This is a genomic window from Thiothrix nivea DSM 5205, from assembly GCF_000260135.1.
Taxonomy (GTDB): domain Bacteria; phylum Pseudomonadota; class Gammaproteobacteria; order Thiotrichales; family Thiotrichaceae; genus Thiothrix; species Thiothrix nivea.
The window spans coordinates 3,030,305-3,056,543 of sequence record NZ_JH651384.1; the positions used below are offsets into that span (position 1 = coordinate 3,030,305).

Below are 26,239 nucleotides of genomic sequence, written 5' to 3' on the forward strand. Positions count from 1 at the left end.
GGGGAAAAGCCAGCCCCATCTTCAGGGGAAGCGAGAGGGGCTGGAAACAGAGAAAAACGTCAAAAGCAGCCTGCCATTTCTTGGCGTAGTAGGCAGACGGCTGGGAATCATGGGCTAGCGTATTTTGCCTTCATGCTTTCAGCCCAGCCCACCAGGGTGATGAACGTGTCTGATTGCAACAGGTTCAGGTAAAGCTTTGGGCCAATTAGCTCCGGCAGGAAATGGTGCAGGGCAGATGGCTCTGCCAGGTAATATTCCCCCGCATTGCCACTATTGGTTGTGTCAACAGCTTGGGTTTGAAGGTGTTTGCCTAGCGTAGAGATTGCCGCAGTGGGTTGGGCGGAGAGTATTCCCGCTGTCAGGCAGGCAACTATCATGAAGTTTTTTTTGAAAAACATGATCTTAACATCCTTTTAAAATTAAATTTTTTGATGAAAAAGAAAACTCAACTGATCATCTGTTCATCACCTTAACGGATGCATACGCAATTGTAACGGCAAAAATTGTAAGAAAATGTAACAGTGAAATGGTGTGGGTTATTTATTATTCAGCCAGATGGCAATAGCGTTTTCAACATGTTGGAACTCTGCCTCAAGCCCGTTCTGGAAAACCTGTTGCTGTAGCTGGCTTGAGTCTTTGGCCAGAATGGCGGTGATGTAATCCTGCAAGGTCGGGCTGCCATAGAGGTGTGCAGTCGCCTTGAGGCGGTGGGCAATGGCAGCAGCAGCCTTCCAGTCCTGTTCCCGCAGGCAGGCCAGCAAGTCATGTCGGGCCTGATGGATCAGTGGCTGGGCAGCAACCAGGAAGCGCCGTGCGCCGACCACCCCAAGGCTTTCGGCCAGTGTGTGCAGGGCGCTTGGCGCTGTCATGCGTTCAAGGTCAGGCGGTAGCCTTTGCGCCAGACAGTATGCAGGTATTGGGGTTTTTCCTTGTCGTCACCCAGTTTTTTGCGCAGGCGGGTGATGGCCATGTCGATGCTGCGGTTCAGCGGGTGGTGCTCATTGCCGTTCAGTGCCAGGGAAATGGCGTCGCGCGTCAGGGTTTGCCCGGCGTTTTCGCAGAAAAACAGCAGGAGGCGGCTTTCCAGTGTTGAGAGCCTGATTTGGTTGTTTTCAGCCTGCAAGGTTTCCTGCATGGGGTCAAACAGGTACTCCCCAACCTGATACCGCTTATGGCCGGTGATGTGTTGGGGATGCAGGATATGACTGATCCGGATCAGGAGTTCCCCGGGGTGGAACGGCTTGATCAAGTAATCGGCAGCGCCTGACTCAAACCCCCTCAAACGGTCATCGGGTTGATTTTTGGCTGACAGCAACAACACCGGGATATGGGGGTGGCATCTTTTCAGCCAGTCGAGCCAGTACCAGCCATCTTTTCCCGGCAGCATGATGTCGAGCATGATCATGTCCGGTTGCTGTTTGTCAATCAACAAGCCTATCCCTTCGCCATCCTGCAAGGCATGAATTTTGTAGCTGCCATGCGCACGGAAGCATTCCTCCAGCAATGTATGCAGAAGCAGGTCGTCATCCACTAGCAGGATATGGTGCGAGGTCTTATTGTTCAAAGGTTTAGGTTCTTGGAAAATCAAACGCTAGTTATGTAGGGCAGTATATTGCAACCTTAAAAAGGAAAACAGTAGCGTGATCATTTATTGCGCAATGCTTCCACCGGGGGTAGCCCCGAAGCACGCCGTGCCGGGGCAAAACCCGCAGCCAGTCCAGTAACCACGGCCACGGATTCGGCCAGCAAAACGTATGACCAGTCGATTTGTACAGGCATCGCCGGGATAAAAGCGTGTAACAGCCAGGTAACCCCGAGTCCGGCCAGCATCCCGGCGATACCACCTAGCCCCGCCAGTGTCGCCGCTTCCAGCAGGAATAGGTGCGTCACCTGTTGGCGTGAAGCACCCAAGGCGCGCAACAGGCCAATTTCGCCGGTACGCTCATTCACCGCAATGCTCATGATGGTGAGGATGCCAACCCCGCCCACCAGCAGGGAAATGCTGCCAATGCCCGCCACCACTGCCTTGAGGATGTTCAAGATAGAACCCAGCGTTTTCAGCATGTCGGTCTGGCTAGTGATGGTCACGTCTTCCGACCCATGCCGTTGGGTGAGGGTGGTTTTCACCTGTTTGAGGATTTGCTTTTCATCAGCCCCGCTTTTGTAGAGCAGGTCGATTTCCATCAGCCCTTCACGGTTGAACAGCGCCATGGCGCGCGCTACCGGGATGTAGACAGTGTCGTCCATGTCAAAACCCAGTATCTGCCCCTTGGATTCCATCACACCAATCACGCGGAAACGTTCCTGCCCGATACGGATGCGTTGCCCCAGTGGGTTGGTGTCGGGGAACAGTTCCGCCTGTATTTTTGCGCCAATAACCGCCAGGTTGCGCGCCTGTTGGGTGGAATCATCCGGCAGGAAACGCCCGGTGGCCACATACAGCCGAAATGTTTGCGGCATGTCGTGGTTAACGCCGAGCACGGTCGTCCAGCGGGTGCGGTTACCTGCTTCCAGCGGGGAATTGCCCTGCACCACCGGCACGGCGGTTTCCACGCCCTGAATCCGCCGCAGCGCCTCGGCGTCATCAATGGAAAGTGGGCGCACGCTGCTGAACAGCGCGCCGGAAATCCCCAGGGTGGTGCTTTTGCCGGGGTTGATGGCGATGATATTGGAACCGAACTGGGTGAACTGTTGCAGGATGTATTGCTGCATCCCCCCGCCCAGTGCGGTCAGCAGTACCACGGCGGCAATCCCCACCGCAATGCCCAGCGCGGTCAGGAAGCTGCGCATCCGGCTGAAACGGATGCTGGTGGTGGCAAGGTGCAGGTAATCGGCCAGCAGCATGTTCACCTCCCCGACAGTGCTGCAACGGGGTCAAGCCGTGCCGCCTGCCGTGCCGGAATGCTGCCGAACAGTAATCCGGTGATAAAGGTGATCACGACCGAAGCAATCAGTGCCCACAGTGGCGGTTGGGCGGTGAATTCTGGTACTGCCTGGTTCAGCGCCACCACCCCGCCCAACCCCAGCAGCAGGCCAATCGCGCCGCCCGCTGCCGCCAGCAGGGTGGCTTCCGTCAGGAAAAGGCGCAGCACCTGGGTGGTGGGTGCGCCCAGCGCCTTGAGCAGGCCGATTTCCGCCTTGCGCTGGCTGACCGCGACCAGCATCACATTCATGATCAGGATGCCCGCCACTACCAAGCTGATGGCGGCGATTCCGCCCAGCGCCCAGGTGAGGGAGGAAAGGATGTTGTCGAAAGTGCCGATCAGGGAATCCTGGGTGATCACGGTGACATCATCTTCGCCGTCATGCCGCTGGCGCAGGATGGTTTCAATGTCCTTTTTGGCCTGTTGCAACAGTTCGCGGCTTTCCGCTGTCACCACGATCTGGAACAGCGATGGCTGGTTGAACAGGTTGCGGGCGCTGGCGACCGGGATGATCACCATGTCATTGATGTTGGAGCCGAGCGACTGCCCCTTGTCAGCCATCACCCCAATCACGCGGAAACGCGCCGCGCCGATCCGTACCCATTTACCCAGTGCGTTGCGGTTGGCGAACAGTTCCTTCCACACCGTTTCCCCCAGTACGCAGACGGCAGTGGCAATGCGCGGGTCGGTATCGGGCAACGGGCGACCTATGGCCAGTTCAAGCTGGCGGGCGTTGAGCAGGGCAGGGGTGGAACCCATGATGCTGACTTCGCGTTCCCGTGCTTCAAATGAGACGGGGGCAGCGCCGAAAATGATCGGGGCGACATCCTTGATTGCGGTGCTACGTTGCAGGGCGAGAGCGTCGTCCAGCGTCAGGTCACGGGTTGTGCCCAGCATCGGTGGGGCTGAACCCGTGGTTTCGGTACGCCCCGGCATCACCAGCAGCAGGTTGGAACCCAGCCCCTGAAACTGGCCGATGACATACAGGCGTGCGCCTTCCCCCAGTGAGGTCAGCAGGATAATGGCGGCCACACTGATGCACATCGCCAGCAGGATCAGGGCAGTGCGGCCCGGGTAGGCGCGCAATGCCTGGTAGCTGAAATGGAGGGTGTCTTGCGCTTTCATACCCTCCATTCTAGTCCCTTTAGCGGGGCTGGTAACTGCTCAGGCGGGTTTCGATCAGGTCGCCGTCTTCAGTATGGCTGACCTGCACGATGGCGTAATTCAGCTCAGGTGCAAGCCACAGGGTGGTCTGGCGTTCGCCGCTTTTATGGACGACTTCGACCGTTTCGCATTCATAGCTGCCTGCCGGCACCTTGATGGTTTCCTTGCCCAGTTTGCGGAAGCGGTAATCCTGCAACTTGCCGTGGCTGACCACTTTGTAGGCCAGTGGCTGGTTGGCGGCCAGCGCATCCATCAGGTACAGCTCCAGCGTGGCGGCGTCCAGCGTGCCTTTGGGAACATCCATGGTATAGGCGTCGCCCGCGAATGTTCCGCTGACGTGGGTGGGGGAGGTGAAATCGAGTTCGTCCTTTTTATCCTTACGCTTGTTTTTGTGGTGGTTCAGGTAATGCGTCGGGATCAGGTTTTCGCCGTTTTTGCTGCCGGTGCTGCGTTCGGTCAGGGTGTCGCCACTGAGGAGCGCCGCCAGCCCGTTGGCCTTGGTCAGTTTCTGGTAGGTGTAGGTGTTGCCGGTATAGCTGAGATTGGCCGCCATCGTGCCCACGTTCATGCCTTTGGCTGTGACGGTATAGTTGGCCTGGAATGCCTGCGGGGCTGCTTCCGCGCCATTCGCCAGCAGCAATAAACCAAGCGCCAGTAGTGGATATTTCATGCTATTTTCCTTCTGGTTGGAACCATCTCTGAGGTTAGACTACAAAACAGCAGACAGGTTCTGACAGGCTATACTACAAAGATGGCCGGAAATGTAAGAGAATAGCGGCTGTGAACATCGAAAATCAGGGAGAACCCGTCTGTGAGTGACAATATTATGCAACTTTCCGATGCCACCTTTGAACAAGAGGTGCTGAAATCCGGTACACCCGTGCTGGTTGACTACTGGGCGGAATGGTGCGGCCCATGCAAGATGATTGCGCCAATACTGGAGGAAATTGCCACCGATTTTGCGGGCAAGCTGAAGGTCGCCAAACTGAATATTGACGAAAACCCAGGGATTCCTCCCCGTTACGGCATCCGTGGCATTCCTACCCTGATGCTGTTCAAGAATGGGGCGGTGGAAGCCACCAAGGTGGGGGCATTGTCCAAATCCCAATTGACTGCGTTTCTCAACCAGAGTCTGTAAGCCCATTCTGGGACGCCCTGCGGGGTATTTTTATTTCCGTAGGGCGTCAGATGCACTATTTTACTGGACTCCACGCCCGTGGCTGTGCTAGTTTAGCCATACTTGAATCTGTATCCAGATTCATTCCTGAAAATCCTGTCCCGTATTCCTGATCATAGATTTCTGCTGAAAGCTGTCACGGTCTGTCGAGCGTTGTCCGCCGCAGTCTTTAGGGTATCCAGTCGTTTGTTCTTGGTTAGGGCGTGCTCCACGGGCAGGTGCTTCCTGATTACATAGGACAATTCCTTCACCAACTCATCATTATCTATGAACCTGTCTGAATTAAAAAAGAAATCTGCCGCCGAAGTCTTTGATATGGCGCAGGCACTGGGTATCGAAAGCGTTTCCCGTACCCGCAAGCAAGACATTATTTTCGCACTGCTGAAAGCCACCGCCCAAAATGGCGAAGACATTTATGCCGATGGTGTACTGGAAATCCTCCAGGACGGTTTCGGTTTCCTGCGTTCCCAGGACTCCAGCTACCTCGCGGGTGCTGACGACATCTACGTTTCCCCTAGCCAGATCCGCCGTTTCGGGCTGCGCACGGGCGACACCATTGCTGGCAAAATTCGCCCGCCCAAGGATAACGAGCGTTATTTCGCCCTGCTGAAAGTTGACACCATCAACTACGAGCCGCCCGAAAGCGCCCGCAACAAGATTGCGTTTGAAAACCTGACGCCGTTGCACCCCGATGAGCGTATGCGCATGGAGCGCGGCAACGGCAGCCGTGAAGACATTACCGCCCGTGTCATTGACATCGTTGCCCCTTATGGTAAAGGCCAGCGCGGCCTGATTATTGCGCCGCCCAAGGCCGGTAAGACCATCATGCTGCAAAACATTGCGCAGAGTATTGCTTCCAATTACCCCGAGAGTTACCTGATCGTCTTGCTGATTGACGAACGCCCGGAAGAGGTTACGGAAATGTCGCGTATGGTGCAGGGCGAAGTGGTTTCCTCCACTTTCGACGAACCGGCTTCGCGCCATGTGCAGGTGGCTGAAATGGTCATCGAAAAGGCCAAGCGTCTGGTTGAACACAAGCGTGATGTAGTCATTCTGCTGGATTCCATTACCCGTCTGGCGCGCGCCTACAACACTGTCGTGCCCTCATCCGGCAAGGTGCTGACCGGTGGTGTGGATGCGAATGCCCTGCATCGCCCCAAACGTTTCTTCGGTGCGGCCCGTAACATCGAGGAAGGCGGTAGCCTGACCATCATCGCCACCGCACTGATTGACACCGGTTCCAAGATGGACGAGGTTATCTACGAAGAATTCAAGGGAACCGGCAATATGGAAGTCCATCTGGATCGCCGCATTTCCGAGAAGCGCGTGTTCCCGGCCATCAATATCAACCGTTCCGGTACGCGCCGTGAAGAGTTGCTCACCACCCAGGACGAGCTGCAAACCTTGTGGGTACTGCGCAAGTTCCTGCATGGCATGGACGACCTGGAAGCGATGGAACTGCTGTTCGATAAGCTTTCCAAGACCAAGACCAACAGCGAATTCTTCGACGTGATGCGTCGGGGATGATGGTAGAGGTGGCTCCCTGTGTGCGCCCTGTCTTGAAGAGGGTAGACACAGGGCCTAGCCTTTACAGATCTGTCAACAACAAGCCTTCTTCGTGCAGATACTGATTCAGCCGCCGCTGGTCAATCGCCACTTTTAGGCGGAAATTACCTTCATCCGTAATACTTTCCTGCTGGATAGCCTTGTCGGCATACAGGCGGGCACGTAAGCGGGCGTGCAGTGGCGGGATGTTCAACTCACCACGGAACATTTGCCCGGCGAAATAATTGCCGAGATATTCCAGCAGTATATCCAACCCCGACTGCTTTTGCGCGGAAACGTAAATGCGGGTGGGGGTGATGCCGTTGCCTTCTTCTACGTGCGGGGTTTGCCCGCCGAGATCAATCTTGTTCATCACTTCGATCTGTGGCACGTTTTCTGCGCCGATTTCGGCAATGACCTTGTTGACTTGCTCGCGGTAAAGCTCCAGCTGTTCGTCGTGGCTGTCGATGACGTGTAGCAGCAGGTCGGCGTCGATGGTTTCCTGCAAGGTGGAACGGAAGGCGGCCACCAGGTCGTGTGGTAGGTGGCGGATAAAACCTACTGTGTCCGCAAGGATGGTTTCCTGCTGGTTGGGTAGTTGTACCTTGCGCAGGGTGGGGTCAAGCGTGGCGAACAACTGATCGGCAGCGTAGACTTCCGCTTCGGTCAGTGCGTTGAACAGGGTGGATTTACCTGCATTGGTGTAGCCAACCAGCGAAACAGTGGGGATTTCGGCTTTTTTACGCGCTTGCCGACCTTGTTCGCGCTGGTTCTGGACCTTTTCCAGGCGTTTGTTGATCTGCTTGATGCGTTCACCGATCAGGCGGCGGTCGGTTTCCAGCTGGGTTTCGCCAGGGCCGCGCAGGCCGATCCCACCTTTCTGGCGCTCAAGGTGAGTCCAGCCGCGCACCAGGCGGGTTGACAGGTGTTTCAGCTGGGCGAGTTCCACCTGCAACTTGCCTTCATGGCTGCGGGCGCGTTGGGCGAAAATGTCGAGGATCAGGCCGGTACGATCCAGAACGCGGCATTGCAGCCGCTTTTCCAGATTACGTTCCTGCGCGGGCGAAAGGGAATGGTCGAAAATGGCCAGATTGGCATCTTTGGCATTCAGCAGGAGGCGAATTTCCTCTGCTTTGCCTTCGCCAATGAAATAGCGGGGGTCGGGACTCTGGCGTGAACCTGCGACAAAACCGACAAGCTGCGCGCCCGCCGAATATGCCAGTTCGACAAATTCCTTTTCGTCTTGCGGGGATTTTGCCGCATTGAAACTGATTTGAACCAAGACTGCGCGCTCGCCGCCCCCAGGACGTTCAAACAGTTCCAATCGGCATCCTTCCTGAAGTTTGTGTGTTCAACCGTTATTTATTCAGGAGCAAGCGCCAGTTTGATCGGGCGCGCTGGCACGATGGTGGAAATGGCGTGCTTATAAACCAGTTGGCTGACAGTGTTATCCAACAAGACAACAAATTGGTCAAATGACCCAACATGACCTTGCAATTTGATGCCGTTGACCAGGTAAATGGAGACAGGAATCCGTTCCTTTCTCAGAGCATTAAGGAAGGGTTCTTGTAAAGTGTGCCCTTTCGACATGAGCTTCTCCTAAAAATATTCTCGGGTTTGTGGTTGTTATGGTCTCACCAGCCTAAAGCACTAGGGGTTGCCGGTGATCCAGTCGCTCTTATCCTTCGACGCATAAAAGCTTATCAGTTCCATCATTGTGCATGAATGCCAGTTTGTCGGACGTATCCGTTCATCCGCCAATAAACGTTGAAACGTTGTTGATGACCGATGAAAGGTGGAGTTCCTGGGGATCGTAAGCAATAATGTCCTTTTCGGAACGTAACCACGTCATCTGACGCTTGGCAAGCTGCCGTGTTGCGACAATAGCACGATCGCGCATCTGATTATAGTCCATTTCGTTAATTAAATAGCCCCATATTTGCCGGTAGCCTACTGCGCGGATGGCGGGCTGGTGGGTGTCGAGGTCGCCACGGGCAAACAGTTTCCGCACTTCTTCCACTACACCTCGTTCCAGCATTTGCTCGAAGCGTTGTGCCAGGCGTGCATGTAACCAGGCACGATTTTCTGGTATCAGGGCGATCTTGAGCAATTTATACGGGCAGGCGTCATGCCAGGCAGCCTGTTGCAGTTCGGTCATGGGCTTGCCGGTCAGTTCGTACACTTCCAGCGCGCGTTGCAGGCGTTGCGGGTCATTGGGGTGGATGCGTGCTGCTGCTGCTGGATCCAGTTGCGCCAACCGGTCGTGCAGGGCTTGCCAGCCTTGTGCGGCAGCTTCGGCTTCCAGGCGGGTGCGGATGGCGGGGTCAGCCTGTGGCAGTTGCGACAAGCCGTATTCCAGGGCGCGGAAATACAGCATGGTGCCACCTACCAGCAAGGGAATGCGCCCACGGGTGGTAATGTCGGCCATTTCACGCAAGGCATCCTCGCGGAAATCGGCGGCGGAATAGGGCTGGGATGGGTCAAGGAAATCAATCAGGTGGTGGGGTGCTTGCGCCAGGGTCATGGCATCCGGTTTGGCGCTGCCGATGTCCATGCCCTTGTACACCAGGGCGGAGTCAACGCTGATGATCTCGATCGGGAAATGTTTGCGCAATTCCACCGCAAGATCAGTCTTGCCAGTCCCCGTCGGCCCCATGATACATATGGCTTTATCCATCACCGCCCCCGCAGAAACAGCTTGTCAATCTGGTCGAGGGACATCTGCGTCCAGGTCGGGCGGCCATGGTTGCATTGTCCGCTGCGTTCGGTGCGTTCCATGTCGCGCAACAGGGCGTTCATTTCTGGGGTGCTGAGCCTGCGGTTGGCGCGTACCGAGCTGTGGCAGGCCATGGTGGCAAGGATTTCGTTCATGGCGTTCTGGATACGCTGGCTGCCACCGTGGGTGATGAGGTCGGCTAGCACGTCGCGTACCAGTGCTTCCGTATCCGATTCTTTCAGTAGGCTGGGAACGGCGCGAATGGTGAGCTTTTCCAGCCCCAGCCGGTCAAGCTCAAAGCCGAGGGCGTGGAAGGCGTCAGCGTGCTGTTCGGCGTAATCTGCTTCCTTTTTGCTGACATTCAGGCTGGTTGGAACCAGCAGCGGCTGTGAGCGGATGGCGTCTTCAGCCATGCTCTGTTTGAGGTGTTCGTAGGTGATGCGCTCATGGGCGGCGTGCATGTCTACCACGACCAATCCGGCTTGGTTCTGGGCGAGGATGTAGATGCCGTGTAATTGGGCGATGGCATAGCCGAGGGGAGGAAGGCCATTGGCCTCCCCCTCTCCCGCAAGGGGCGCGGGGGCTGTTATGGGAGGCTCAACAGGTTGATATAATTGTTGGTAAATACCCATTTGTTCCCGCACGGGCATCTGCAAACGTTGTTGATGTTGTGCTTGGTATGTTGGCCGATACGGCGTGGGTTCTTGCTCCTTCCTCCCTTGCGGGGGAGGGTCGGGGGGGGTATCCGGTGCTTGCACCGGCAGTTGCGCAGGTGCACCGCTTTCATCCCCAGGCCGAATATCTGCCAATGCCTGATGCAGTGTGCGGAACAGGAAGTCGTGCACCAGCCGCCCTTCCCGAAACCGCACTTCCTGTTTGGTTGGGTGTGCATTCACATCCACCAGTTGCGGGTTCAGCTCCAGAAACAGTACGAAAGCGGGATGCCGCCCGTGGTACATCACATCCTGATACGCCTGTTTTACTGCGTGGGTGATCAGCCGGTCGCGCACGTTGCGCCCATTGACGTAGAAATGCTGCAAATCGGCCTGGGAGCGCGAAAAGGTGGGCAGGCCAACCCAGCCCCACAGGCGCAATCCGGCAGCTTCATAATCCAGGTACAGGCTCTGTTCGGCGAAAGCGCTGCCGCAGATGTCCGCGATGCGGCGTTCCGCACCGCTACGGTCATCCGTCGGGCGCAGGCGCAGGGTGTTTTTCTGGTTATGGTTGAGTTCAAACCCGACATCAAAGCGGCTGAGGGCGATTTTACGCAGCATGTCTTCGATATGCCCAAATTCGGTTTTTTCCGTTTTCAGGAACTTGCGTCGCGCAGGGGTGTTGAAGAACAGGTCGGTAACGTCGATTGTTGTGCCGTTGGTGTGGGCGACGGGTTCCGGCTCGCCGAAAACTTCCTGGCCATCGCCATACAGTTGCCAGCCTTGGTCGGCGTCCTGGTGGCGGGAGCTGAGGATTAGGCGGGAAACTGAGGCAATGCTGGGCAGGGCTTCGCCGCGGAAACCCAGGCTGCGCACTTGTTCCAGGTCGTCGAGGCTGGCGATTTTGCTGGTGGCGTGGCGGCTGAGCGCCAACGCCAGTTCCGTTTTGGGGATGCCGCAACCGTTGTCACGGATGCGGATGCGTTTGCCGCCGCCTTGTTCAATGTCGACCTCGATGCGGGTGGCCCCGGCATCGAGGGCGTTTTCCAGCAGTTCCTTTACCACCGAGGCGGGACGTTCAACGACCTCGCCAGCAGCAATCTGATTGATCAGGTGGGCAGGAAGCTGGCGGATCGGCATCAGTGGGCGGCGCCTCCTGTGGCAGGCATTTGCTCAAGGGTAGGTTGGGGCATACCCGGGGCAATGGTCTGCGCCTGTGGCTGGACAGGAGGGGGCAGCGGTATGGCGGGAGCCGTAGGCTGGGCTTGTGTGGGAATACCCGGCATGACTGGGGCGGCAGGCTGGGCTTGCGCAGGTGTGCCCGGTATGGTTGGGGAGGAGGCAGGCTGGGCTTGCGCAGGTAATTCAGGCGCAGGCGGCGCTGCCGGTTGGGTTTGAGCCTGGGCATTGGCATCAGTTGGGATAGGGGTGGCTGGTGTCACTGCGGGTTGTGCGGCTATGCCCGCTGCTGGCGCAGGTTTGTTTTCCTGGGCTACAGCGGTTGGAATGGCTTGCAAATCCTTGGAGCGGTCGCTGGTGATGCCGTAACGCGACAGGATGTTGGGTTGGTTGGCCAGTGCTTCCTTGCGCTCAATCACAATCTGGTAATCGTCAGCTGTTTCCAGGGTGATGAAGTCGCTGCTGGCCGATTGTATTTTCTGGAAAAATTCCGCGAAGTTGCGGATGTTTTCACCGTTAATTTTTTCAATCAGCAGGTTACTGTCGTGGTGGTAGTCCTTGTTGATGTCGGCGGGCAGTACCTTGGTCATGATGACGGCTTCACTGCGGTTTTCATCCGGTGATTCGTAAGTGAGTGCGCCGATGCGGGCAGGCAGGCCATCCATTGCGTCAATCACGTCCTGGTTCAGGGGCATGAACACAAAACCGCCGTAGATGAAGTAGGAAGGTTGCTTGTCATACTGGTTGGGTTTGACCAGCAGGTACTCCTTACCGGGTTTTTCCAGGTTCAGGGAAATGGCCTGTTCCTGTTTGTCGCGAATGATCTTGACCTTCAGATCCTCGCCGATTTGGTGCATATCAATGTAATGGGTGTAGTCGATGTATTCGCCGGGGCGGAATTCGACTGTGCCATTGTTTTCGATTTTGTGCCCGTCAATTTCGGTCACAATGTCGCCAATCTGGACTTTGCCATCAGCCGGTGACTGTTTGTAAACCTTGTGCACCAACATGCCAGTCTGATCTTCGCTCAGGCCGTATTTGTCGCGCAGCGCCGGGTTTTCCAGCGATTGGGTCATGAAACCGTGGAAACCATAGCCGTCGACCTGGCCATCTTTTACATCATTCAGTACGTGACGGATGATGGGTGTTGGGATCATGTAACCAATGTTTTCTGTCAGGAAACCGGACTGCATGGCAACGCCAACCACCTTGCCGCCGGAGATGACCGGCCCGCCGCTGTTGCCAAAGTTGATGGCTGCGTCAACTTGCACGGCGATCAGGTTTTCTCCAGTGTGCACGTAGTTCTGCTTTTCGATGCGCGAAACCACGCCACGGGTGACGCTCAGGGTGTTGCCACCGATCGGGAAGCCGTATACTTCCACCTGTTGCTGCATTTTGGGCAGTTCGCCCAGTTCCAGAGGCTTGACGCCCTTGTAAGCCTCAGGATTTTTGGTGCGTAACAGGGCGAGGTCGGATTCATGCGAGATGTAGACCACTTCCGCTTCATAGCGCTTGGTTTCACCGTGGCGCTGTACTTCCAGGAAGGTGGCGTCAGCGGCAACGTGGGCATTGGTGAGGATCAGGTTGCCCTCAATCAGCAGGCCGGAGCCGGAACCTTTTTGTGAATCGGAGTTCCATGGGGAAAGGGTTTCATACGTGTGCTGGACGATGTGGACTTTTACCACAGCATCCTTGATCTTTTCGCGTGGGTCATTGGCGTCAGTGGGGATTGAGGCCGCTTCTTCCGGCGGCACGTCAGTGTCCTCTGCTGGGGGTGGGGCGTATACACCGGTTTCAATCGGGTTGGGTGTGCGCCTTTCCGGGGTTGCTTCGTCAGCCGGTGCTGCTGTTTGGGGTTCGGCAGCGGCAGGCGCTGGGGTGAGGCCAATTTCCGCTAACAGAGCAGGGGAACTGGCGAGGCCAAGGCACAGCGCGGCAGCAGTAATAATGGTTGTTTTGCGCATTTGATTTAGAGTCCCATTGGTAAAATTGTCACAGCCCTTGAGAGTGGGGGAATAAATTAATGGAAGACTATAGCGTATCCGCCAGTAGAGTGAAAACACTTTAATCTGACGGTAATCTATCGGTTTTTAGGGGAAAACTTGCTATTCTTCGCCAACCAAGGCGCAGCAATGGCTGCAACAAATGACAGGACAGACGATGACGGATTACAAAACCACCCTCAACTTGCCCAATACCCCGTTTCCCATGCGTGGGGACTTGGCCAAACGTGAGCCGGGGATGCTGGAAGACTGGGAAAACCGCCAGCTGTATCAGCAGTTGCGGCAACATGCTGCTGGCCGCCCCAAATTCGTTTTGCATGATGGCCCGCCGTATGCCAACGGTATCATCCATATCGGTCATGCCGTCAACAAAATCCTCAAGGATATTATCGTCAAGAGTAAAACCCTGAGTGGTTTCGATGCGCCGTATGTGCCGGGCTGGGATTGCCACGGCCTGCCGATTGAGCTGAAAGTGGAAGAAAAGCTGGGCAAAGCAGGCGACAAGGTGGATGCGTTCGTGTTCCGCAAAGCCTGCCGTGAATACGCCAGCGAGCAAGTTGATTTGCAACGCAAGGACTTCAAGCGCCTGGGTGTGCTGGGTGACTGGGAAAACCCGTACCTGACCATGGCTTTCCAGACCGAGGCGGACATCGTGCGCGCGTTGGGGCGTATTGCCACCAATGGCCACTTGCACAAGGGTGCGAAGCCGGTGCACTGGTGTACGGATTGTGGTTCCGCGTTGGCCGAGGCTGAAGTGGAATATGCCGACAAAACTTCATTTTCCATCGACGTGCGTTTTACGGTGGCGGATGAGACGGAGTTCCTCAAGCGCGTGCCGGATGCCGCTGGCAATGGCGAGCTGGCAATCGTTATCTGGACGACGACGCCGTGGACATTGCCCGCCAACCAGGCGGTCGCCCTCAACCCGGAACTGGAATATGTTGTCGTGCAGACGCCAACCGAGCGGCTGGTATTGGCGGAGGCGCTGTACGAACCTGTCCTGCAACGTGCCGACATCAGCGATTACAGCATCATTGCCCGTTGCATGGGTGGGGCGCTGGAAAGCTTGCAACTGCAACACCCATTCTATGCCCGCACTGTGCCGGTGATCCTGGGTGATCACGTTACCACGGATGCGGGTACCGGCGCTGTCCATACTGCGCCTGGGCATGGTCAGGAAGACTTTGTGGTCGGGCAGAAATACGGCTTGCCGGTGGACAATCCGATCGGTGGTGATGGCTGTTTTTTGCCTAATACCGAACTGTTCGCGGGTGAATCCGTGCACAAGGCCAACCCGCATGTGCTGGAAGTGCTGGCCGAGCGCGGCAAGCTACTGAAAGCCGACAAGTTGCGCCATAGCTATCCGCATTGCTGGCGGCACAAGACCCCGCTGATTTTCCGTGCCACGCCGCAATGGTTCATCAGCCTTGACCAGAATGGCTTGCGTTCCAAGGCGTTGGAAGCCATCCAGGGTGTGAAATGGGTTCCGGATTGGGGCAAGGCGCGTATCGAAGGCATGGTGAAGAACCGCCCGGACTGGTGTATTTCCCGCCAGCGCAATTGGGGCGTGCCGATCACGCTGTTCGTGCACAAGGAAACGGGCGAATTACATCCACATACCGACGCCCTGATTGAGGCAGTGGCACAGCGTATTGAGCGTGAAGGCATCGATGCCTGGTTCCGCCTGCAACCGGAAGACCTGCTGGGCAAGGATGCGCCGCATTATGACAAGGTAGGCGACACGCTGGATGTGTGGTTTGATTCCGGCGTCACCCATGCTTCCGTACTGGAGCGGCGCGCTGACCTGCAATTCCCGGCGGATGTGTATCTGGAAGGTTCTGACCAGCATCGTGGCTGGTTTCAGTCTTCGCTGCTGTCAGCGATTGGCACGCGCGGCACAGCGCCTTACCGCACGGTGCTGACGCACGGTTTTACGGTGGATGCGAAAGGCGAGAAAATGTCCAAGTCCAAGGGCAATATCGTTGTGCCACAGGAGGTGACTGGCAAGCTGGGTGCTGACATCCTGCGCCTGTGGGTGGCGGCCACCGATTACAGCCGCGAAATGTCAGTGTCGGATGAAATCCTCAAGCGCACGGCGGACGCTTACCGGCGCATCCGCAATACCGCGCGCTTCCTGCTCGCTAACCTGAATGACTTCGACCCGGCAACAGATGTGCTTCCTGCGGCTGATATGTTGGCGCTGGATCGCTGGGCGGTGGATCAGGCGGCGCAAGTACAGGTTAGGGTATTGGCGGCTTATGACCGTTTCCAGTTCCACCTGATTGCACAGGAAATCCTCAATTTCTGTACGGTGGAGTTGGGCAGCCTGTTCCTCGACATTACCAAAGACCGGCAGTACACCATGCAGGCCAATAGTCGCGGGCGGCGTTCCGCGCAGACGGCGGCCTGGCATATCCTCAATGCCATGGTGCGCTGGTTGTATCCGGTGTTGAGCTTTACCGCTGAGGAAATCTGGCAGCACATGCCGGGGGGGAAAGTGGCGGATTCCGTGCTGTTTACCCAATGGTATGACGGCCTGTTTACGCTGGATGCCAGTGACAAACTGTCCGGCAGCGAATGGAGCTACGTGTTCAATCTGCGTGAGCTGATCAGCAAGCAACTGGAGGAAGTACGGGTGGCGGGCAAGATTGGTGCGGGTCTGGATGCGGAAGTCGACATTTACTACCGTCAGGCTGCGCGTGAGCCGGGTTCTGACCCGCTGGTCAAGCTGGGGGATGAACTGCGTTTTGTGTTGATTACCTCTGCCGCGCATCTGCACGATCTGGCGGCAGTGCCGGGCGATGCTGTGGAAGTGATGGAACATGTGTTTGTCCGGGTGACGCCTTCGGCACATGGCAAGTGCGTGCGTTGCTGGCATCACCGTGAGGATGTCGGCAGTCACGCGGAACACCCTGGGTTGTGTGGGCGCTGCGCCGATAATGTGGATGGCGCGGGCGAGGTGCGTGAATATGCGTAGTTTCCGCTCCCTGTCGGAACAAACCGGCATGATTGGCTGGTTGTGGTTGTCAGCGGTGGTGATTGCAGTTGACCAGTTGACCAAGTGGATGGCGGAAGCCAATCTGGAACCGGGGCAATCATTCGCCGTGATGCCACACCTGAACATGACGCTGACTTACAACATGGGGGCGGCCTTCAGTTTTCTCGGCACTCAAGGTGGGTGGCAACGCTGGTTTTTTGCCATTCTGGCCATTATTGTCAGTATTTTTATCATCAACTGGCTGCGTAAGTTGCGGAAAAGGCAAGTCTGGACGGCAGTCGGGTTGGCGCTGGTGCTGGGCGGTGCAATCGGTAATCTGATTGACCGGCTGCTGTACGGTAAGGTTATCGACTTTGTTGATTTTTATGTGAATTTTGATGTGCCGTTCATCCTTAATGGTGGGCATTTCGCTATCTTCAATGTGGCGGATATTGCCATCACGGTCGGGGCGGTGTTGCTGGTTATCCTGAGCCTGTTTTCCTCGGAACAAATGGAGTAGGGGCGTATTGCCTACGCCCTTCCTGCCCGGTTTGTTTATTGGCCGAGTAATTCCCGCGCAATTTGTATCTGCTTCCTGACCTGTTCCGGTGCCGTTCCACCCAAATGGTTGCGGGCGGCTACCGAGCCTTCTAGTGTCAAGACTGCAAACACGTCGGCGTGGATTGCGCCGGAAAATGCCTGCAATTCCTCCAAGCGCATTTCACTGAGGTCGCGCCCGGTTTCCACGCCTAATGCTACCGCCTTGCCAACCACTTCATGTGCGTCACGGAAGGGCAAACCCTTGCGCACCAGGTAGTCGGCCAGATCGGTGGCGGTGGAAAAGCCTTGCATGGCGGCTTGGCGCATCCGCTCCGCTTTGGGTTGGATGTGCGGCATCATGTCGGCGAAAGCGCGCAGGCTGCCCAGCAGTGTATCCACGGTGTCGAACAGCGGTTCCTTGTCTTCCTGATTGTCCTTGTTGTAAGCCAGTGGCTGGCCTTTCATCAGGGTCAGCAGGGAAATCAGGTGGCCGAATACCCGCCCGCTTTTGCCACGCACCAGTTCCGGCACATCCGGGTTTTTCTTCTGCGGCATGATGGAAGAGCCGGTACAGAAGCGGTCAGGCAGGCGGATGAAATCGAATTGAGCCGACGTCCACAGGATCAGCTCTTCCGAAAAGCGCGACAGGTGCATCATGATCAGGGATGCGGCGGCATTGAATTCAATGGCGAAATCCCGGTCGCTGACGGCATCGAGCGAATTGCGGGCGGGGCGGTCAAAGCCGAGCAGTTCTGCCGTGTAGTTGCGGTCGATGGGGTAGGTGGTTCCGGCCAGCGCTGCCGCGCCCAGCGGCATCACATTGATGCGTTTACGGCAATCCTGCAAGCGCTCGTAATCGCGTTGCAGCATTTCAAACCAGGCCAGCATGTGGTGGCCAAAGGTAATGGGTTGGGCAACTTGCAAGTGGGTGAAGCCGGGCAGGATGGTGTCGGCTTCGCGCCCGGCCAAATCCACTAACGCACATTGCAGGCGGCGCAGCTCGTGGCTGACGCCATCGACCTGTTCGCGCAGCCACAGGCGCACGTCGGTGGCAACCTGATCATTGCGGGAGCGCCCGGTATGCAGTTTTTTGCCCGCAATGCCGATCTTGTCGGTCAGGCGGGCTTCAATGTTCATGTGTACATCTTCCAGTGTCACGTTCCACTCAAGCCCCCCATTTTCAATGGTTTGCTCGATTTCATCCAGTCCACTCAGGATCTGTTCAACTTCACTGGTGTTTAATATTCCTGCCTTACCCAACATGCGGGCGTGGGCGCGGGAACCCTGGATGTCATGCTTGTACAGGCGTTGGTCAAAGCGGATGGATGCGGTAAATTCTTCCACGAAAGCGTCGGTGGATTCGCTGAAACGCCCACCCCAAGGTTTGTCCTGGGTCGTGTCGTGCTGGTTTTTGCTCATGGGTAAATGTTGAAATTTCATCAGGTTGCTAAAAAAAGTTGCCAGACATTATTACATTGTGAAACAATAAAAAAATATGATTCAAAAGTCGTCTTGCCGCAACATGGATTGCGGTTAGTATACAGTAAACAGATGCTCAGCCTGCTAGTGTGGGCGCGGTAATTATAAAAAATATAAAACGATAACAGGATCAGGTTCTAAGGCGGCTTGTTCGCTTATAGCCTGATTGAGAGCACAAACAATGCCGTCATTCAATGGGAAAACATTAAGCTACTTGCCTAACCTCTGTGTGCCGCAGGCGCTGTTGCGTGCTGTGTTGGCTGCTGAGTTGCTGGCGATTGTGCTGGCTTTGACGGTCGCAACGCATTTGCGTGATTTCTTCGTTAACTTGGGGTTGCACTCGTTATTCGTGCAATGGGTGACCTTGGCTTCCATTTTTACCTTGTGTCTGCTTAGCCGCTTTTTTGCCAGGCCATCGGTTTTTCAGGCGTCCGCCATCGTTTTGGGAACGGTTGCAGGTTTCACCCTGGTTGCTTCTGTGCTGGGTTTACTGGTGTCGGGCAGCGTCGTGGGGGGGGGCGATGTACTAGGAAATGCCCTATTTATTTTTAAAAATCTGGTGATTGCCCTGGTGATTGCCCTGGTGTTGATGCGTTACTTCTACATTCACAGCCAGTGGGAAGAAACCGTCGAGGCGGATTCGGCTGCCAAGTACGATGCATTGCAAGCGCGCATGCGTCCGCATTTTCTGTTCAATAGTCTGAATACGATTGCGCATCTGGTTCACATTGACCCCAATAAGGCTGAAGCAGCACTGCTGGATTTGGCGGATATTATGCGCCTTACGCTCGACAAGCGGGCGCGGATCAGCCTGAAAGAAGAGCTTGACCTGACGCTGGCCTACCTGCGTATGGAAGGTTTGCGGCTGGGGGAAAGGCGTTTGCATGTCAAACTGGATATGGATCAGAACAGCCTGCCGCTGGATATGGATATTCCGCCCTTCCTGTTGCAGCCGTTGGTCGAGAACGCGGTCTACCATGGTATTCAACCGCGTCAGGATGGTGGCCTGTTGACACTCAGCCTTTATGACGCTGGTAGCACGCTGGATGTTTCAGTCACAAACCCATTGCCCCCATCCGGTGTGAGCACCCATACCAAAGGGAACCATATCGCCCAGGAAAACATGGTGAACCGCTTGCGGCTTGCCTACGGTGACAGGGCGAACCTGAAAATCCACAAAAATATCCAGCAGTACCGGGTCTCGTTTTCCATCCCCAAGGAGTAAAAAAATATGACATTAAAAGTTTTGGTTGTAGATGATGAAGAGTATGCCCGTGCAAGGATCAAGGGTTTACTGGCCAGTCAGGTCGACTACGCCATTTGTGCAGAAGCCGAAAACGGGGTGGATGCAGTGCTGATGACGGAACGTTATCAGCCGGACATTGTGCTGATGGATATTTCAATGCCCGGCATGGATGGGCTGGAAGCCGCCCGGCACATTTCAGGCATGGATAGCCCACCAGCCGTCATATTCACCACAGCGTATGGTGAATATGCATTAGAAGCCTTTTCAACAAAAGCAACAGGGTACCTTATGAAACCGATAAGACAAGAACAACTACTACAAAGTCTGGAACAAGCCCGTTCATTAAACCGCGCGCAACGTATGGAGGCGCTGGAAAACCGCGATGGCCGCAATTTGGCCTCACGCAAGCACATCTGCGCGCGGATGCGGGGTAACCTTGAACTGATTCCCATCGAGGATGTTGTGTACTTCCAGGCCGACCAGAAATACGTGACCGTGCGACACAAGAAAGGCGAGGTCATTATTGAAGAGTCGCTGAAGTCGTTGGAAACCGATTTGGCTGACCGCTTCATCCGAATTCACCGCAATGCGCTGGTAGCAAAAACCGCCATTTCCGGTCTCTCCAAATCCTCCATTGGCCGTACCCAGGTGGTGCTGGACAATGTGAAAGACCAGCTGGAAGTCAGTCGCCGCCACCTGGCGGAAGTGCGCCGGTTTGTCCGCAACCGTTAATTTTTGGCAGATTTCTTCTTGATGGGGTTAAGGGTTCTCTCACGCCCTTAGCCCCCGTCGCTGACAGCCTTGTGCGCTGTTTCAATGGCGTTCTCCAGATAAGCACCGTAAAAGTCGGGACTGTTATAACCCAGCAAGCGTTCGGCAACCTCTTCTCCCTCGGCATTCAGAAAGAGCAGGGTGGGGGTCAATGACGCTTTGTGGCGGTAGGCAAATTCATCAGCATCCATTGTATCACCGTTAAAGTCGGTAATGGTGTGGTCGTTACCCATGCTGAAACGGCGGATCAGTATGCGTGAATCGTATTTCCCGCTGTTGACCATGGGTTCGAGATATTCTGTTTCGAGTTGCTTGCAGAAACCACAATAATCTGCACGGAAAGCCAGTAGCAACGGAAGCTTGCGGGTCTGCATTTCCTGTTGCAGGGAATGGAAGTCGTAGGCTTCGGGGATGGTCGCGTCGGTCGAAAAAGCAGGTGTGGCAGTTGCCCATCCGGCGAAGCCCAGCAGCATGGCTGCGGCTATTCGGGTTATGCGCGCCATAATTTCCTCCTTACGTGAAATATATTTCATTTTTTGGCTGTATGGACAACATATCGGGCAATTAGTTGTGGCGGGATATACCAAAAGGGATATATAATGCGTCGCTATTTACGGATGGGTACGTGTCACTCCAGTGGTTGACCGTATATTAGTATATATTTATACTCCATTCCGATTTTGAGGGAGATGGCTGAGCTTTGGCCTTCTTCAGAGGAGCAAATGCGACGCATACTTATTATACAATTCATCCTGATGCTGGCCGGTGTTGCGGTGTCGTGGTCATATCAGGGTGAGCCAGCATTGTTGCCTGCGTTTTACGGTGGTGCTATTGCACTCGCGAATACCATGCTGCTTTCCCGGCGCGTAGCACAGGCAGGGGAAATGGCGAAGACGAATCCGGAGCGGAGCGTGTATGCCCTGTACTTCGGCGTTATACAAAGATTTGTTTTTGTGCTGGTTGCGCTGGGTTTTGGTCTTGGATACCTGAAACTGGCTCCAGTTCCTGTGTTGGGGACATTTATGGTCGCGCAACTGGCCTACATGCTGATGGGAACCCGCCAGGTCGGGTGATTCCAGCATCAAAGGATTTTTTAACTTTGTAATACGGGGTGAATTGTGAGCGAGTCTAACGCGCCAGCAATCTCAAATCCTGTCGAGTACATCCAGCACCATCTGACCAACTGGAGTGTTGGCGTTGAGCACGGTGAGCAAGTCAAGATCGTTGACTTCAGCGTGTTCCACGTCGATGTGTTCCTGTTCAGTGTGCTACTCGCAGGTGTGATCGGTTTCTTCGCATGGAAGGTCGGTAAAAGTCTGAATGCAGACAGTCCTGCCGGTACCCAGAATGTCATTGAGACGCTTGTTGAATTCGTCAACCAGCAAGTCAAAGATATTTTCCCTAATGCTGACCGTCTGGTTGGCCCGCTTGCTTTGACCATCTTCACGTGGGTTCTGCTCATGAACGCGATGGACTTCCTGCCGGTTGATCTGTTGCCAGCGTTGGCAGGTGGTATCGCCAGCCTGTTTGGTGGTGACCCGCACCATACCTACCTGAAAGTAGTGCCTACTACTAACCTTGATACAACTTTCGGCCTGTCGCTGAGTGTGTTTGCCTTGATTATTTTTTATAATATCAAGCATAAAGGTCTGTGGGGTTATATCAAGCAATTCCTGTTCCACCCGTTTGGCCCATACCTAATGCCAGTCAATATCATCATGACTGCTATTGAAGAGATTGCAAAACCTGTCAGTCTTGGCCTGCGTCTTTTCGGAAACATGTTTGCAGGGGAACTGTTGTTCCTGTTGATTGCGCTGCTGGCGTTTTCCGTATGGGCGATGCCTGCACAGATTGCGTTAGGTTCCCTGTGGGGCATCTTCCATATGCTGGTGGTTCCGCTTCAGGCGTTCATCTTTATGCTGCTGACCATCGTATATCTGGGTTTGGCCAGCCAGGGTGAGGAGCACCATTAATTTCGTAGGGGCGGCTGACGGTCGTCCTGTTGTATCGCGCTTTTTTGTTTTTTATTTTTAACTTTTCTTTGGAGACTTAACGATGGATGCACAACTTGTTGCAATGATCTATTCCTACACTGCTGTAGGCGTTGGCATTATCCTGGCGGCTGCTGGTCTGGGTTCCGCACTGGGCTGGGGTATGATCTGTTCCAAATTTATCGAAGGCATCGCCCGTCAGCCTGAAATGCGTGCTCAACTGACTGGTCAGATGCTGTTTACCGGCGGTCTGATGGAAGCATTCCCAATGATCGTTCTGGGTATCTCCATGTGGTTCATCTTTGCTAACCCGTTCATCGGTGCTGCACAGTCTGCAATGGGCGGCTAATCCATCCGATTGTTAAACACATTGTTACTAACATTCGGAGGTTAACATGAACGTAACTGCAACCCTGATAGGTCAGATGATCGTGTTCACGGTGCTGATCTGGTTCGTCAAGGGCGTGCTGTGGGAGCCAATGCTGAAAGTGCTGGAAGACCGTAAGGCGCGTATCGCTGATGGTCTGGCTGCTGCTGAAAAGGGCAAGCACGAAGAGGAGCTGGCTCGTCAAAAAGCCGTTGATGAACTGAAACATGCCAAGGCCACTGCCGCCGAAATCATTGCGCAAGCCCAAAAGCGTGCTGGTGAAATCGTCGACGAAGCCAAGAATGCTGCCGTTGAAGAGCAAAGCCGTGTCAAAGCGGCTGCCCAGGCAGATATTGAGCAGGAAGTATCCCGTGCCCGCGAAACCCTGCGCAAGCAGGTGGCGTCACTGGCTGTTTCCGGTGCTGAAAAAATTCTTGGCAAGGAAATCGATGCAGCTGCTCACGCAAAAGCATTGGACGAACTGGCCGCGCAAATCTGAGGAATGAACCATGTCTGAATTGACAACCGCCGCCCGTCCTTACGCAAAAGCTGTGTTTGAGATGGCGCAGGAAGCCGGCAAGCTGCCTGAATGGTCAGCGCAACTGGCAGCCATGTCTGCGGTCGTCACAGCGGAAGGTTCATCCGAGTTGCTGAGTCACCCGCGTATGACCCGGGAACAGAAAGCTGACATCTTCGCCGACATTGCAGGTGATGCAATCGACGATGGTGGCCGTAATCTGCTCAAGGTGCTGGCGGAGAATGACCGTTTCGCACTACTGCCTGAAATGTCTACCATCTTCGAGAAATTGAAGGCGGAAGCAGAAGGCGCAGTCGAAGCGGAAGTCGTTTCCGCACAGGAACTGACCGATGACCAGCAGCAAACCCTTGCTGCGGCGCTCCAGAAACGCTTGGGACGTGAAGTCAAACTGGCAACCCGCGTTGATCCAGCCCTGATGGGTGGTGCGATCATTCGTGCAGGAGACCTGGTAATTGACGGTTCGCTCCAGAGCAGGCTGAAAGAAATGAAGGCGGCGCTGGCTCGCTAAGCTGGCCCGATAATTGAGGAATAGCAAATGCAACTTAACCCAACTGAAATCAGTGATCTGATCAAGAAGCGCATTGGCAGCTTCGAAGCCGGCGCTGAAGCACGTACAGAGGGTACTGTTGTCTCCGTAACGGATGGTATCGTTCGCCTGCATGGTCTGGGCGACGTTATGTCCGGTGAGATGATCGAGTTCTCCAACGGGTCTTACGGCCTGGCTCTGAACCTTGAGCGTGATTCTGTCGGCGCGGTCGTACTCGGTGATTACAAATCCATCACTGAAGGTGATACCGTAAAATGTACTGGCCGTATCTTGGAAGTACCCGTTGGCCGTGGCCTGCTGGGGCGCGTAGTCGACTCTCTGGGTAACCCGATCGACGGTAAAGGTCCGGCTGAAAACGACGGTTTCTCTCCTGTTGAGCGTATTGCTCCGGGCGTAATCGAACGTAAATCGGTTGACCAGCCTCTGCAAACCGGTGTGAAAGCACTGGATGCGATGGTGCCAATCGGTCGTGGCCAACGCGAGCTGATCATCGGCGACCGTCAGACCGGTAAGACTGCGGTAGCGGTTGACACCATCATCAACCAGAAAGGCACTGGCGTAAAATGTATCTACGTTGCAGTCGGCCAGAAAGCGTCTTCCATCGCTAACGTGGTACGCAAGCTGGAAGAGCACGGCGCCATGGAATACACCACGGTTGTTGCCGCAGCAGCCGCTGATCCTGCTTCCATGCAGTATCTGGCTCCGTACACCGGCTGCACCATGGGTGAATACTTCCGTGACCGCGGTGAAGATGCGCTGATCATCTATGACGACCTGACCAAACAGGCATGGGCATACCGTCAGGTTTCCCTGCTGCTGCGTCGTCCACCAGGTCGTGAAGCTTATCCAGGTGACGTTTTCTATCTGCACTCCCGTTTGCTGGAGCGTGCTGCGCGTGTCAACGCCGAGTACGTTGAAGCTTTCACCAATGGCGAAGTGAAAGGTAAAACCGGCTCCCTGACCGCACTGCCGATCATCGAAACCCAGGCGGGTGACGTTTCCGCATTCGTTCCGACCAACGTAATCTCCATTACTGACGGCCAGATCTTCCTGGAAACCGACCTGTTCAACGCTGGTATCCGTCCTGCGATCAACGCTGGTTTGTCCGTATCCCGTGTAGGTGGTGCAGCACAAACCAAGATCATCAAGAAACTCGGCGGTGGTGTACGTCTGGCACTGGCTCAGTACCGTGAACTGGCAGCATTCTCCCAGTTTGCATCTGACCTCGACGAAGGTACCCGTAAGCAATTGGGCCGTGGTCAACGTGTAACTGAACTGATGAAACAGGCTCAGTTTGCACCGATGACTGTTGCTGAAATGGCATTCTCGCTGTACGCAGCCAACGAAGGCTATCTGGACGATGTAGACGCGAAGAAGGTTGTGGATTTTGAAGCAGCCATGCTGAGCTACCTGCGTTCTTCCCAGAAAGACCTGCTGGACAAGATCAACGAGAAAGGTGATTACAACGACGACATCGCTGCGGCGATGAAGTCAGCGCTTGATACCTTCAAGTCCACCAACACCTGGTAATGGGAGGTAAATCCCATGGCAAGTGGTAAGGAAATACGCGGACAGATCAGGAGTATCCAGAATACTCGCAAGATCACCAAAGCGATGCAAATGGTCGCGGCATCCAAAATGCGCCGTGCGCAGGATCGGATGAACGCGAGCCGCCCATATGCCGACAAGATGCGTCAGGTGGTAGGTCACTTGGCGCATGGACATCTGGAATACAAGCATCCTTACACGCAGGAACGTGAAACAGTCAAACGTGTCGGCTACATCATCATTTCCACTGACCGTGGTTTGTGTGGTGGCCTCAACGTCAACCTGTTCAAGGCCGCTTTCCAGCACATGGCTCAATGGAAAGAGCAGGGTGTCGACATCGACATCTGTGTGCTGGGCAACAAGGCAGCTGCCGCGTTCAAGCGTTTCGGGATTGTGGCCCAGAAGACCCACATGGGCGACCAGCCACGCATTGCGGACATGATCGGTACGATCAAGGTAATGCTCGACGCCTACGACGAAGGCCGTATTGACCGTTTGTTCCTGATTGAAAACGAGTTCGTCAACAGCATGACGCAGAAGCCGAGCGCAAGCCAGCTGATTCCGATCATGCCGGGCAACGTAGACTCGATCAAGCATCATTGGGACTACATTTACGAGCCGGAATCCAAAGAGGTTATCGATGCGCTGATGCAGCGTTATGTCGAGTCCCTGGTATACCAGGCTGTTGTTGAAAACGTTGCCTGCGAAATGTCGGCACGTATGGTTGCGATGAAAAGCGCATCCGACAACGCAGGCAAGCTCATCAACGAGCTCAAGCTGGTGTACAACAAGGCTCGTCAGGCAGCGATCACGCAGGAAATCTCGGAAATCGTCAGCGGCGCAGCGGCGGTCTAACGGCTGTTACGGATTTAAC

The 26,239-nt window shown here is 55.2% G+C and carries 26 protein-coding genes; 13 read left to right on the top strand and 13 right to left on the bottom strand.

Annotation, left to right across the window (positions count from 1 at the left end):
- Nucleotides 1-107 precede the first annotated feature (107 nt).
- The 6 genes from THINI_RS15160 to THINI_RS15185 all read right to left on the bottom strand — a co-directional run bounded on the left by THINI_RS15160 (nucleotide 108) and on the right by THINI_RS15185 (nucleotide 4,758).
- Nucleotides 108-398, bottom strand: a complete 291-nt coding sequence (locus THINI_RS15160; RefSeq protein ID WP_002709433.1) for a hypothetical protein — start codon at nucleotides 396-398, stop codon at nucleotides 108-110.
- A gap of 138 nt (nucleotides 399-536) precedes the next feature.
- Nucleotides 537-869 (bottom strand): hypothetical protein, encoded by a 333-nt coding sequence (locus THINI_RS15165; RefSeq protein WP_002709434.1) that lies wholly within the window; start codon nucleotides 867-869, stop codon nucleotides 537-539.
- The gene (locus THINI_RS15170; protein WP_169314627.1) at nucleotides 866-1,564 is read right to left on the bottom strand and encodes a response regulator transcription factor; all 699 of its coding nucleotides are present in this window, start codon (nucleotides 1,562-1,564) and stop codon (nucleotides 866-868) included. The genes THINI_RS15165 and THINI_RS15170 overlap by 4 nt, the downstream gene beginning before the upstream one ends.
- An 80-nt stretch (nucleotides 1,565-1,644) precedes the next feature.
- Complete coding sequence (locus THINI_RS15175) at nucleotides 1,645-2,844, bottom strand: ABC transporter permease (protein ID WP_002709436.1); 1,200 nt, start codon at nucleotides 2,842-2,844, stop codon at nucleotides 1,645-1,647.
- Nucleotides 2,845-2,846: 2 nt separating this feature from the next.
- Nucleotides 2,847-4,049 carry an ABC transporter permease gene (locus THINI_RS15180; RefSeq protein ID WP_040839486.1) on the bottom strand — a complete coding sequence of 401 codons (1,203 nt, stop codon included), beginning with the start codon at nucleotides 4,047-4,049 and terminating at the stop codon, nucleotides 2,847-2,849.
- Between the two features lie 19 nt (nucleotides 4,050-4,068).
- The gene (locus tag THINI_RS15185; protein ID WP_002709438.1) at nucleotides 4,069-4,758 is read right to left on the bottom strand and encodes a DUF3108 domain-containing protein; all 690 of its coding nucleotides are present in this window, start codon (nucleotides 4,756-4,758) and stop codon (nucleotides 4,069-4,071) included.
- Nucleotides 4,759-4,899: 141 nt separating this feature from the next.
- Between THINI_RS15185 and trxA the strand changes: the two genes are divergently transcribed.
- Both trxA and rho read left to right on the top strand, forming a co-directional pair.
- Nucleotides 4,900-5,226, top strand: a complete 327-nt coding sequence (trxA, locus tag THINI_RS15190) for a thioredoxin TrxA (protein ID WP_040839487.1) — start codon at nucleotides 4,900-4,902, stop codon at nucleotides 5,224-5,226.
- Between the two features lie 306 nt (nucleotides 5,227-5,532).
- Nucleotides 5,533-6,792 (top strand): transcription termination factor Rho, encoded by a 1,260-nt coding sequence (gene rho / locus THINI_RS15195; RefSeq protein ID WP_002709440.1) that lies wholly within the window; start codon nucleotides 5,533-5,535, stop codon nucleotides 6,790-6,792.
- A 61-nt stretch (nucleotides 6,793-6,853) separates the two neighbouring features.
- On the opposite strand, the gene hflX is transcribed toward rho, so the two are convergent.
- The 5 genes from hflX to THINI_RS15220 all read right to left on the bottom strand — a co-directional run bounded on the left by hflX (nucleotide 6,854) and on the right by THINI_RS15220 (nucleotide 13,322).
- Nucleotides 6,854-8,134, bottom strand: coding sequence for a ribosome rescue GTPase HflX (gene hflX, locus THINI_RS15200; protein WP_002709441.1), 1,281 nt, complete (start codon nucleotides 8,132-8,134; stop codon nucleotides 6,854-6,856).
- A 38-nt stretch (nucleotides 8,135-8,172) separates the two neighbouring features.
- Nucleotides 8,173-8,400, bottom strand: a complete 228-nt coding sequence (gene hfq / locus THINI_RS15205) for an RNA chaperone Hfq (protein ID WP_002709442.1) — start codon at nucleotides 8,398-8,400, stop codon at nucleotides 8,173-8,175.
- Nucleotides 8,401-8,560: 160 nt separating this feature from the next.
- On the bottom strand, nucleotides 8,561-9,487 hold the full coding sequence (gene miaA / locus THINI_RS15210) for a tRNA (adenosine(37)-N6)-dimethylallyltransferase MiaA (RefSeq protein ID WP_002709443.1): 927 nt from the start codon (nucleotides 9,485-9,487) through the stop codon (nucleotides 8,561-8,563).
- A complete protein-coding gene (gene mutL / locus THINI_RS15215) occupies nucleotides 9,487-11,319 on the bottom strand; it encodes a DNA mismatch repair endonuclease MutL (RefSeq protein ID WP_002709444.1) in 1,833 nt (610 codons plus the stop codon). The genes miaA and mutL overlap by 1 nt, the downstream gene beginning before the upstream one ends.
- Nucleotides 11,319-13,322 (bottom strand): S1C family serine protease, encoded by a 2,004-nt coding sequence (locus tag THINI_RS15220; RefSeq protein WP_002709445.1) that lies wholly within the window; start codon nucleotides 13,320-13,322, stop codon nucleotides 11,319-11,321. Before THINI_RS15220 ends, mutL begins: the two co-directional genes overlap by 1 nt.
- A 196-nt stretch (nucleotides 13,323-13,518) precedes the next feature.
- Between THINI_RS15220 and ileS the strand changes: the two genes are divergently transcribed.
- Nucleotides 13,519-16,338 carry an isoleucine--tRNA ligase gene (gene ileS / locus THINI_RS15225; protein ID WP_002709446.1) on the top strand — a complete coding sequence of 940 codons (2,820 nt, stop codon included), beginning with the start codon at nucleotides 13,519-13,521 and terminating at the stop codon, nucleotides 16,336-16,338.
- Nucleotides 16,331-16,858 (top strand): signal peptidase II, encoded by a 528-nt coding sequence (lspA, locus tag THINI_RS15230; protein WP_002709447.1) that lies wholly within the window; start codon nucleotides 16,331-16,333, stop codon nucleotides 16,856-16,858. Before ileS ends, lspA begins: the two co-directional genes overlap by 8 nt.
- 35 nt (nucleotides 16,859-16,893) lie before the next feature.
- On the opposite strand, the gene argH is transcribed toward lspA, so the two are convergent.
- A complete protein-coding gene (argH, locus tag THINI_RS15235) occupies nucleotides 16,894-18,297 on the bottom strand; it encodes an argininosuccinate lyase (protein ID WP_002709448.1) in 1,404 nt (467 codons plus the stop codon).
- A 274-nt stretch (nucleotides 18,298-18,571) separates the two neighbouring features.
- Between argH and THINI_RS15240 the strand changes: the two genes are divergently transcribed.
- Both THINI_RS15240 and THINI_RS15245 read left to right on the top strand, forming a co-directional pair.
- Nucleotides 18,572-19,582: a sensor histidine kinase gene (locus THINI_RS15240; protein WP_245536629.1), complete on the top strand. Its 1,011-nt coding sequence runs from the start codon at nucleotides 18,572-18,574 to the stop codon at nucleotides 19,580-19,582.
- Nucleotides 19,583-19,588: 6 nt separating this feature from the next.
- Entirely contained in the window at nucleotides 19,589-20,335 is a 747-nt protein-coding gene (locus THINI_RS15245) for a LytR/AlgR family response regulator transcription factor (protein WP_002709450.1), read from the top strand.
- Between the two features lie 47 nt (nucleotides 20,336-20,382).
- On the opposite strand, the gene THINI_RS15250 is transcribed toward THINI_RS15245, so the two are convergent.
- Nucleotides 20,383-20,877: a thioredoxin family protein gene (locus THINI_RS15250; RefSeq protein WP_002709451.1), complete on the bottom strand. Its 495-nt coding sequence runs from the start codon at nucleotides 20,875-20,877 to the stop codon at nucleotides 20,383-20,385.
- Between the two features lie 219 nt (nucleotides 20,878-21,096).
- On the opposite strand from THINI_RS15250, the gene THINI_RS15255 reads away from it, so the two are divergent.
- The 7 genes from THINI_RS15255 (at nucleotide 21,097) to atpG (ending at nucleotide 26,220) form a co-directional block, all read left to right on the top strand.
- Nucleotides 21,097-21,447, top strand: coding sequence for an ATP synthase subunit I (locus THINI_RS15255; protein ID WP_002709452.1), 351 nt, complete (start codon nucleotides 21,097-21,099; stop codon nucleotides 21,445-21,447).
- A 45-nt stretch (nucleotides 21,448-21,492) separates the two neighbouring features.
- Nucleotides 21,493-22,347, top strand: a complete 855-nt coding sequence (gene atpB, locus THINI_RS15260; protein ID WP_002709453.1) for a F0F1 ATP synthase subunit A — start codon at nucleotides 21,493-21,495, stop codon at nucleotides 22,345-22,347.
- An 82-nt stretch (nucleotides 22,348-22,429) separates the two neighbouring features.
- Nucleotides 22,430-22,714, top strand: coding sequence for a F0F1 ATP synthase subunit C (atpE, locus tag THINI_RS15265; RefSeq protein WP_002709454.1), 285 nt, complete (start codon nucleotides 22,430-22,432; stop codon nucleotides 22,712-22,714).
- A 46-nt stretch (nucleotides 22,715-22,760) separates the two neighbouring features.
- Complete coding sequence (locus THINI_RS15270) at nucleotides 22,761-23,231, top strand: F0F1 ATP synthase subunit B (RefSeq protein ID WP_002709455.1); 471 nt, start codon at nucleotides 22,761-22,763, stop codon at nucleotides 23,229-23,231.
- Between the two features lie 10 nt (nucleotides 23,232-23,241).
- Entirely contained in the window at nucleotides 23,242-23,778 is a 537-nt protein-coding gene (locus THINI_RS15275) for a F0F1 ATP synthase subunit delta (protein WP_002709456.1), read from the top strand.
- Between the two features lie 27 nt (nucleotides 23,779-23,805).
- A complete protein-coding gene (gene atpA, locus THINI_RS15280) occupies nucleotides 23,806-25,347 on the top strand; it encodes a F0F1 ATP synthase subunit alpha (protein WP_002709457.1) in 1,542 nt (513 codons plus the stop codon).
- 15 nt (nucleotides 25,348-25,362) lie between these two features.
- On the top strand, nucleotides 25,363-26,220 hold the full coding sequence (atpG, locus tag THINI_RS15285) for a F0F1 ATP synthase subunit gamma (RefSeq protein WP_002709458.1): 858 nt from the start codon (nucleotides 25,363-25,365) through the stop codon (nucleotides 26,218-26,220).
- Nucleotides 26,221-26,239: the final 19 nt, after the last annotated feature.

Coding starts and splice junctions, on each gene's coding strand:
- THINI_RS15160 (WP_002709433.1), bottom strand. CDS start 398: ATGTTTTTCAAAAAAAACTTCATGATAGTTGCCTGCCTGACAGCGGGA.
- THINI_RS15165 (WP_002709434.1), bottom strand. CDS start 869: ATGACAGCGCCAAGCGCCCTGCACACACTGGCCGAAAGCCTTGGGGTG.
- THINI_RS15175 (WP_002709436.1), bottom strand. CDS start 2,844: ATGCTGCTGGCCGATTACCTGCACCTTGCCACCACCAGCATCCGTTTC.
- THINI_RS15180 (WP_040839486.1), bottom strand. CDS start 4,049: ATGAAAGCGCAAGACACCCTCCATTTCAGCTACCAGGCATTGCGCGCC.
- THINI_RS15185 (WP_002709438.1), bottom strand. CDS start 4,758: ATGAAATATCCACTACTGGCGCTTGGTTTATTGCTGCTGGCGAATGGC.
- rho (WP_002709440.1), top strand. CDS start 5,533: ATGAACCTGTCTGAATTAAAAAAGAAATCTGCCGCCGAAGTCTTTGAT.
- hfq (WP_002709442.1), bottom strand. CDS start 8,400: ATGTCGAAAGGGCACACTTTACAAGAACCCTTCCTTAATGCTCTGAGA.
- miaA (WP_002709443.1), bottom strand. CDS start 9,487: ATGGATAAAGCCATATGTATCATGGGGCCGACGGGGACTGGCAAGACT.
- mutL (WP_002709444.1), bottom strand. CDS start 11,319: ATGCCGATCCGCCAGCTTCCTGCCCACCTGATCAATCAGATTGCTGCT.
- THINI_RS15220 (WP_002709445.1), bottom strand. CDS start 13,322: ATGCGCAAAACAACCATTATTACTGCTGCCGCGCTGTGCCTTGGCCTC.
- ileS (WP_002709446.1), top strand. CDS start 13,519: ATGACGGATTACAAAACCACCCTCAACTTGCCCAATACCCCGTTTCCC.
- lspA (WP_002709447.1), top strand. CDS start 16,331: ATGCGTAGTTTCCGCTCCCTGTCGGAACAAACCGGCATGATTGGCTGG.
- argH (WP_002709448.1), bottom strand. CDS start 18,297: ATGAGCAAAAACCAGCACGACACGACCCAGGACAAACCTTGGGGTGGG.
- THINI_RS15245 (WP_002709450.1), top strand. CDS start 19,589: ATGACATTAAAAGTTTTGGTTGTAGATGATGAAGAGTATGCCCGTGCA.
- THINI_RS15250 (WP_002709451.1), bottom strand. CDS start 20,877: ATGGCGCGCATAACCCGAATAGCCGCAGCCATGCTGCTGGGCTTCGCC.
- THINI_RS15255 (WP_002709452.1), top strand. CDS start 21,097: ATGCGACGCATACTTATTATACAATTCATCCTGATGCTGGCCGGTGTT.
- atpE (WP_002709454.1), top strand. CDS start 22,430: ATGGATGCACAACTTGTTGCAATGATCTATTCCTACACTGCTGTAGGC.
- THINI_RS15270 (WP_002709455.1), top strand. CDS start 22,761: ATGAACGTAACTGCAACCCTGATAGGTCAGATGATCGTGTTCACGGTG.
- THINI_RS15275 (WP_002709456.1), top strand. CDS start 23,242: ATGTCTGAATTGACAACCGCCGCCCGTCCTTACGCAAAAGCTGTGTTT.
- atpA (WP_002709457.1), top strand. CDS start 23,806: ATGCAACTTAACCCAACTGAAATCAGTGATCTGATCAAGAAGCGCATT.
- atpG (WP_002709458.1), top strand. CDS start 25,363: ATGGCAAGTGGTAAGGAAATACGCGGACAGATCAGGAGTATCCAGAAT.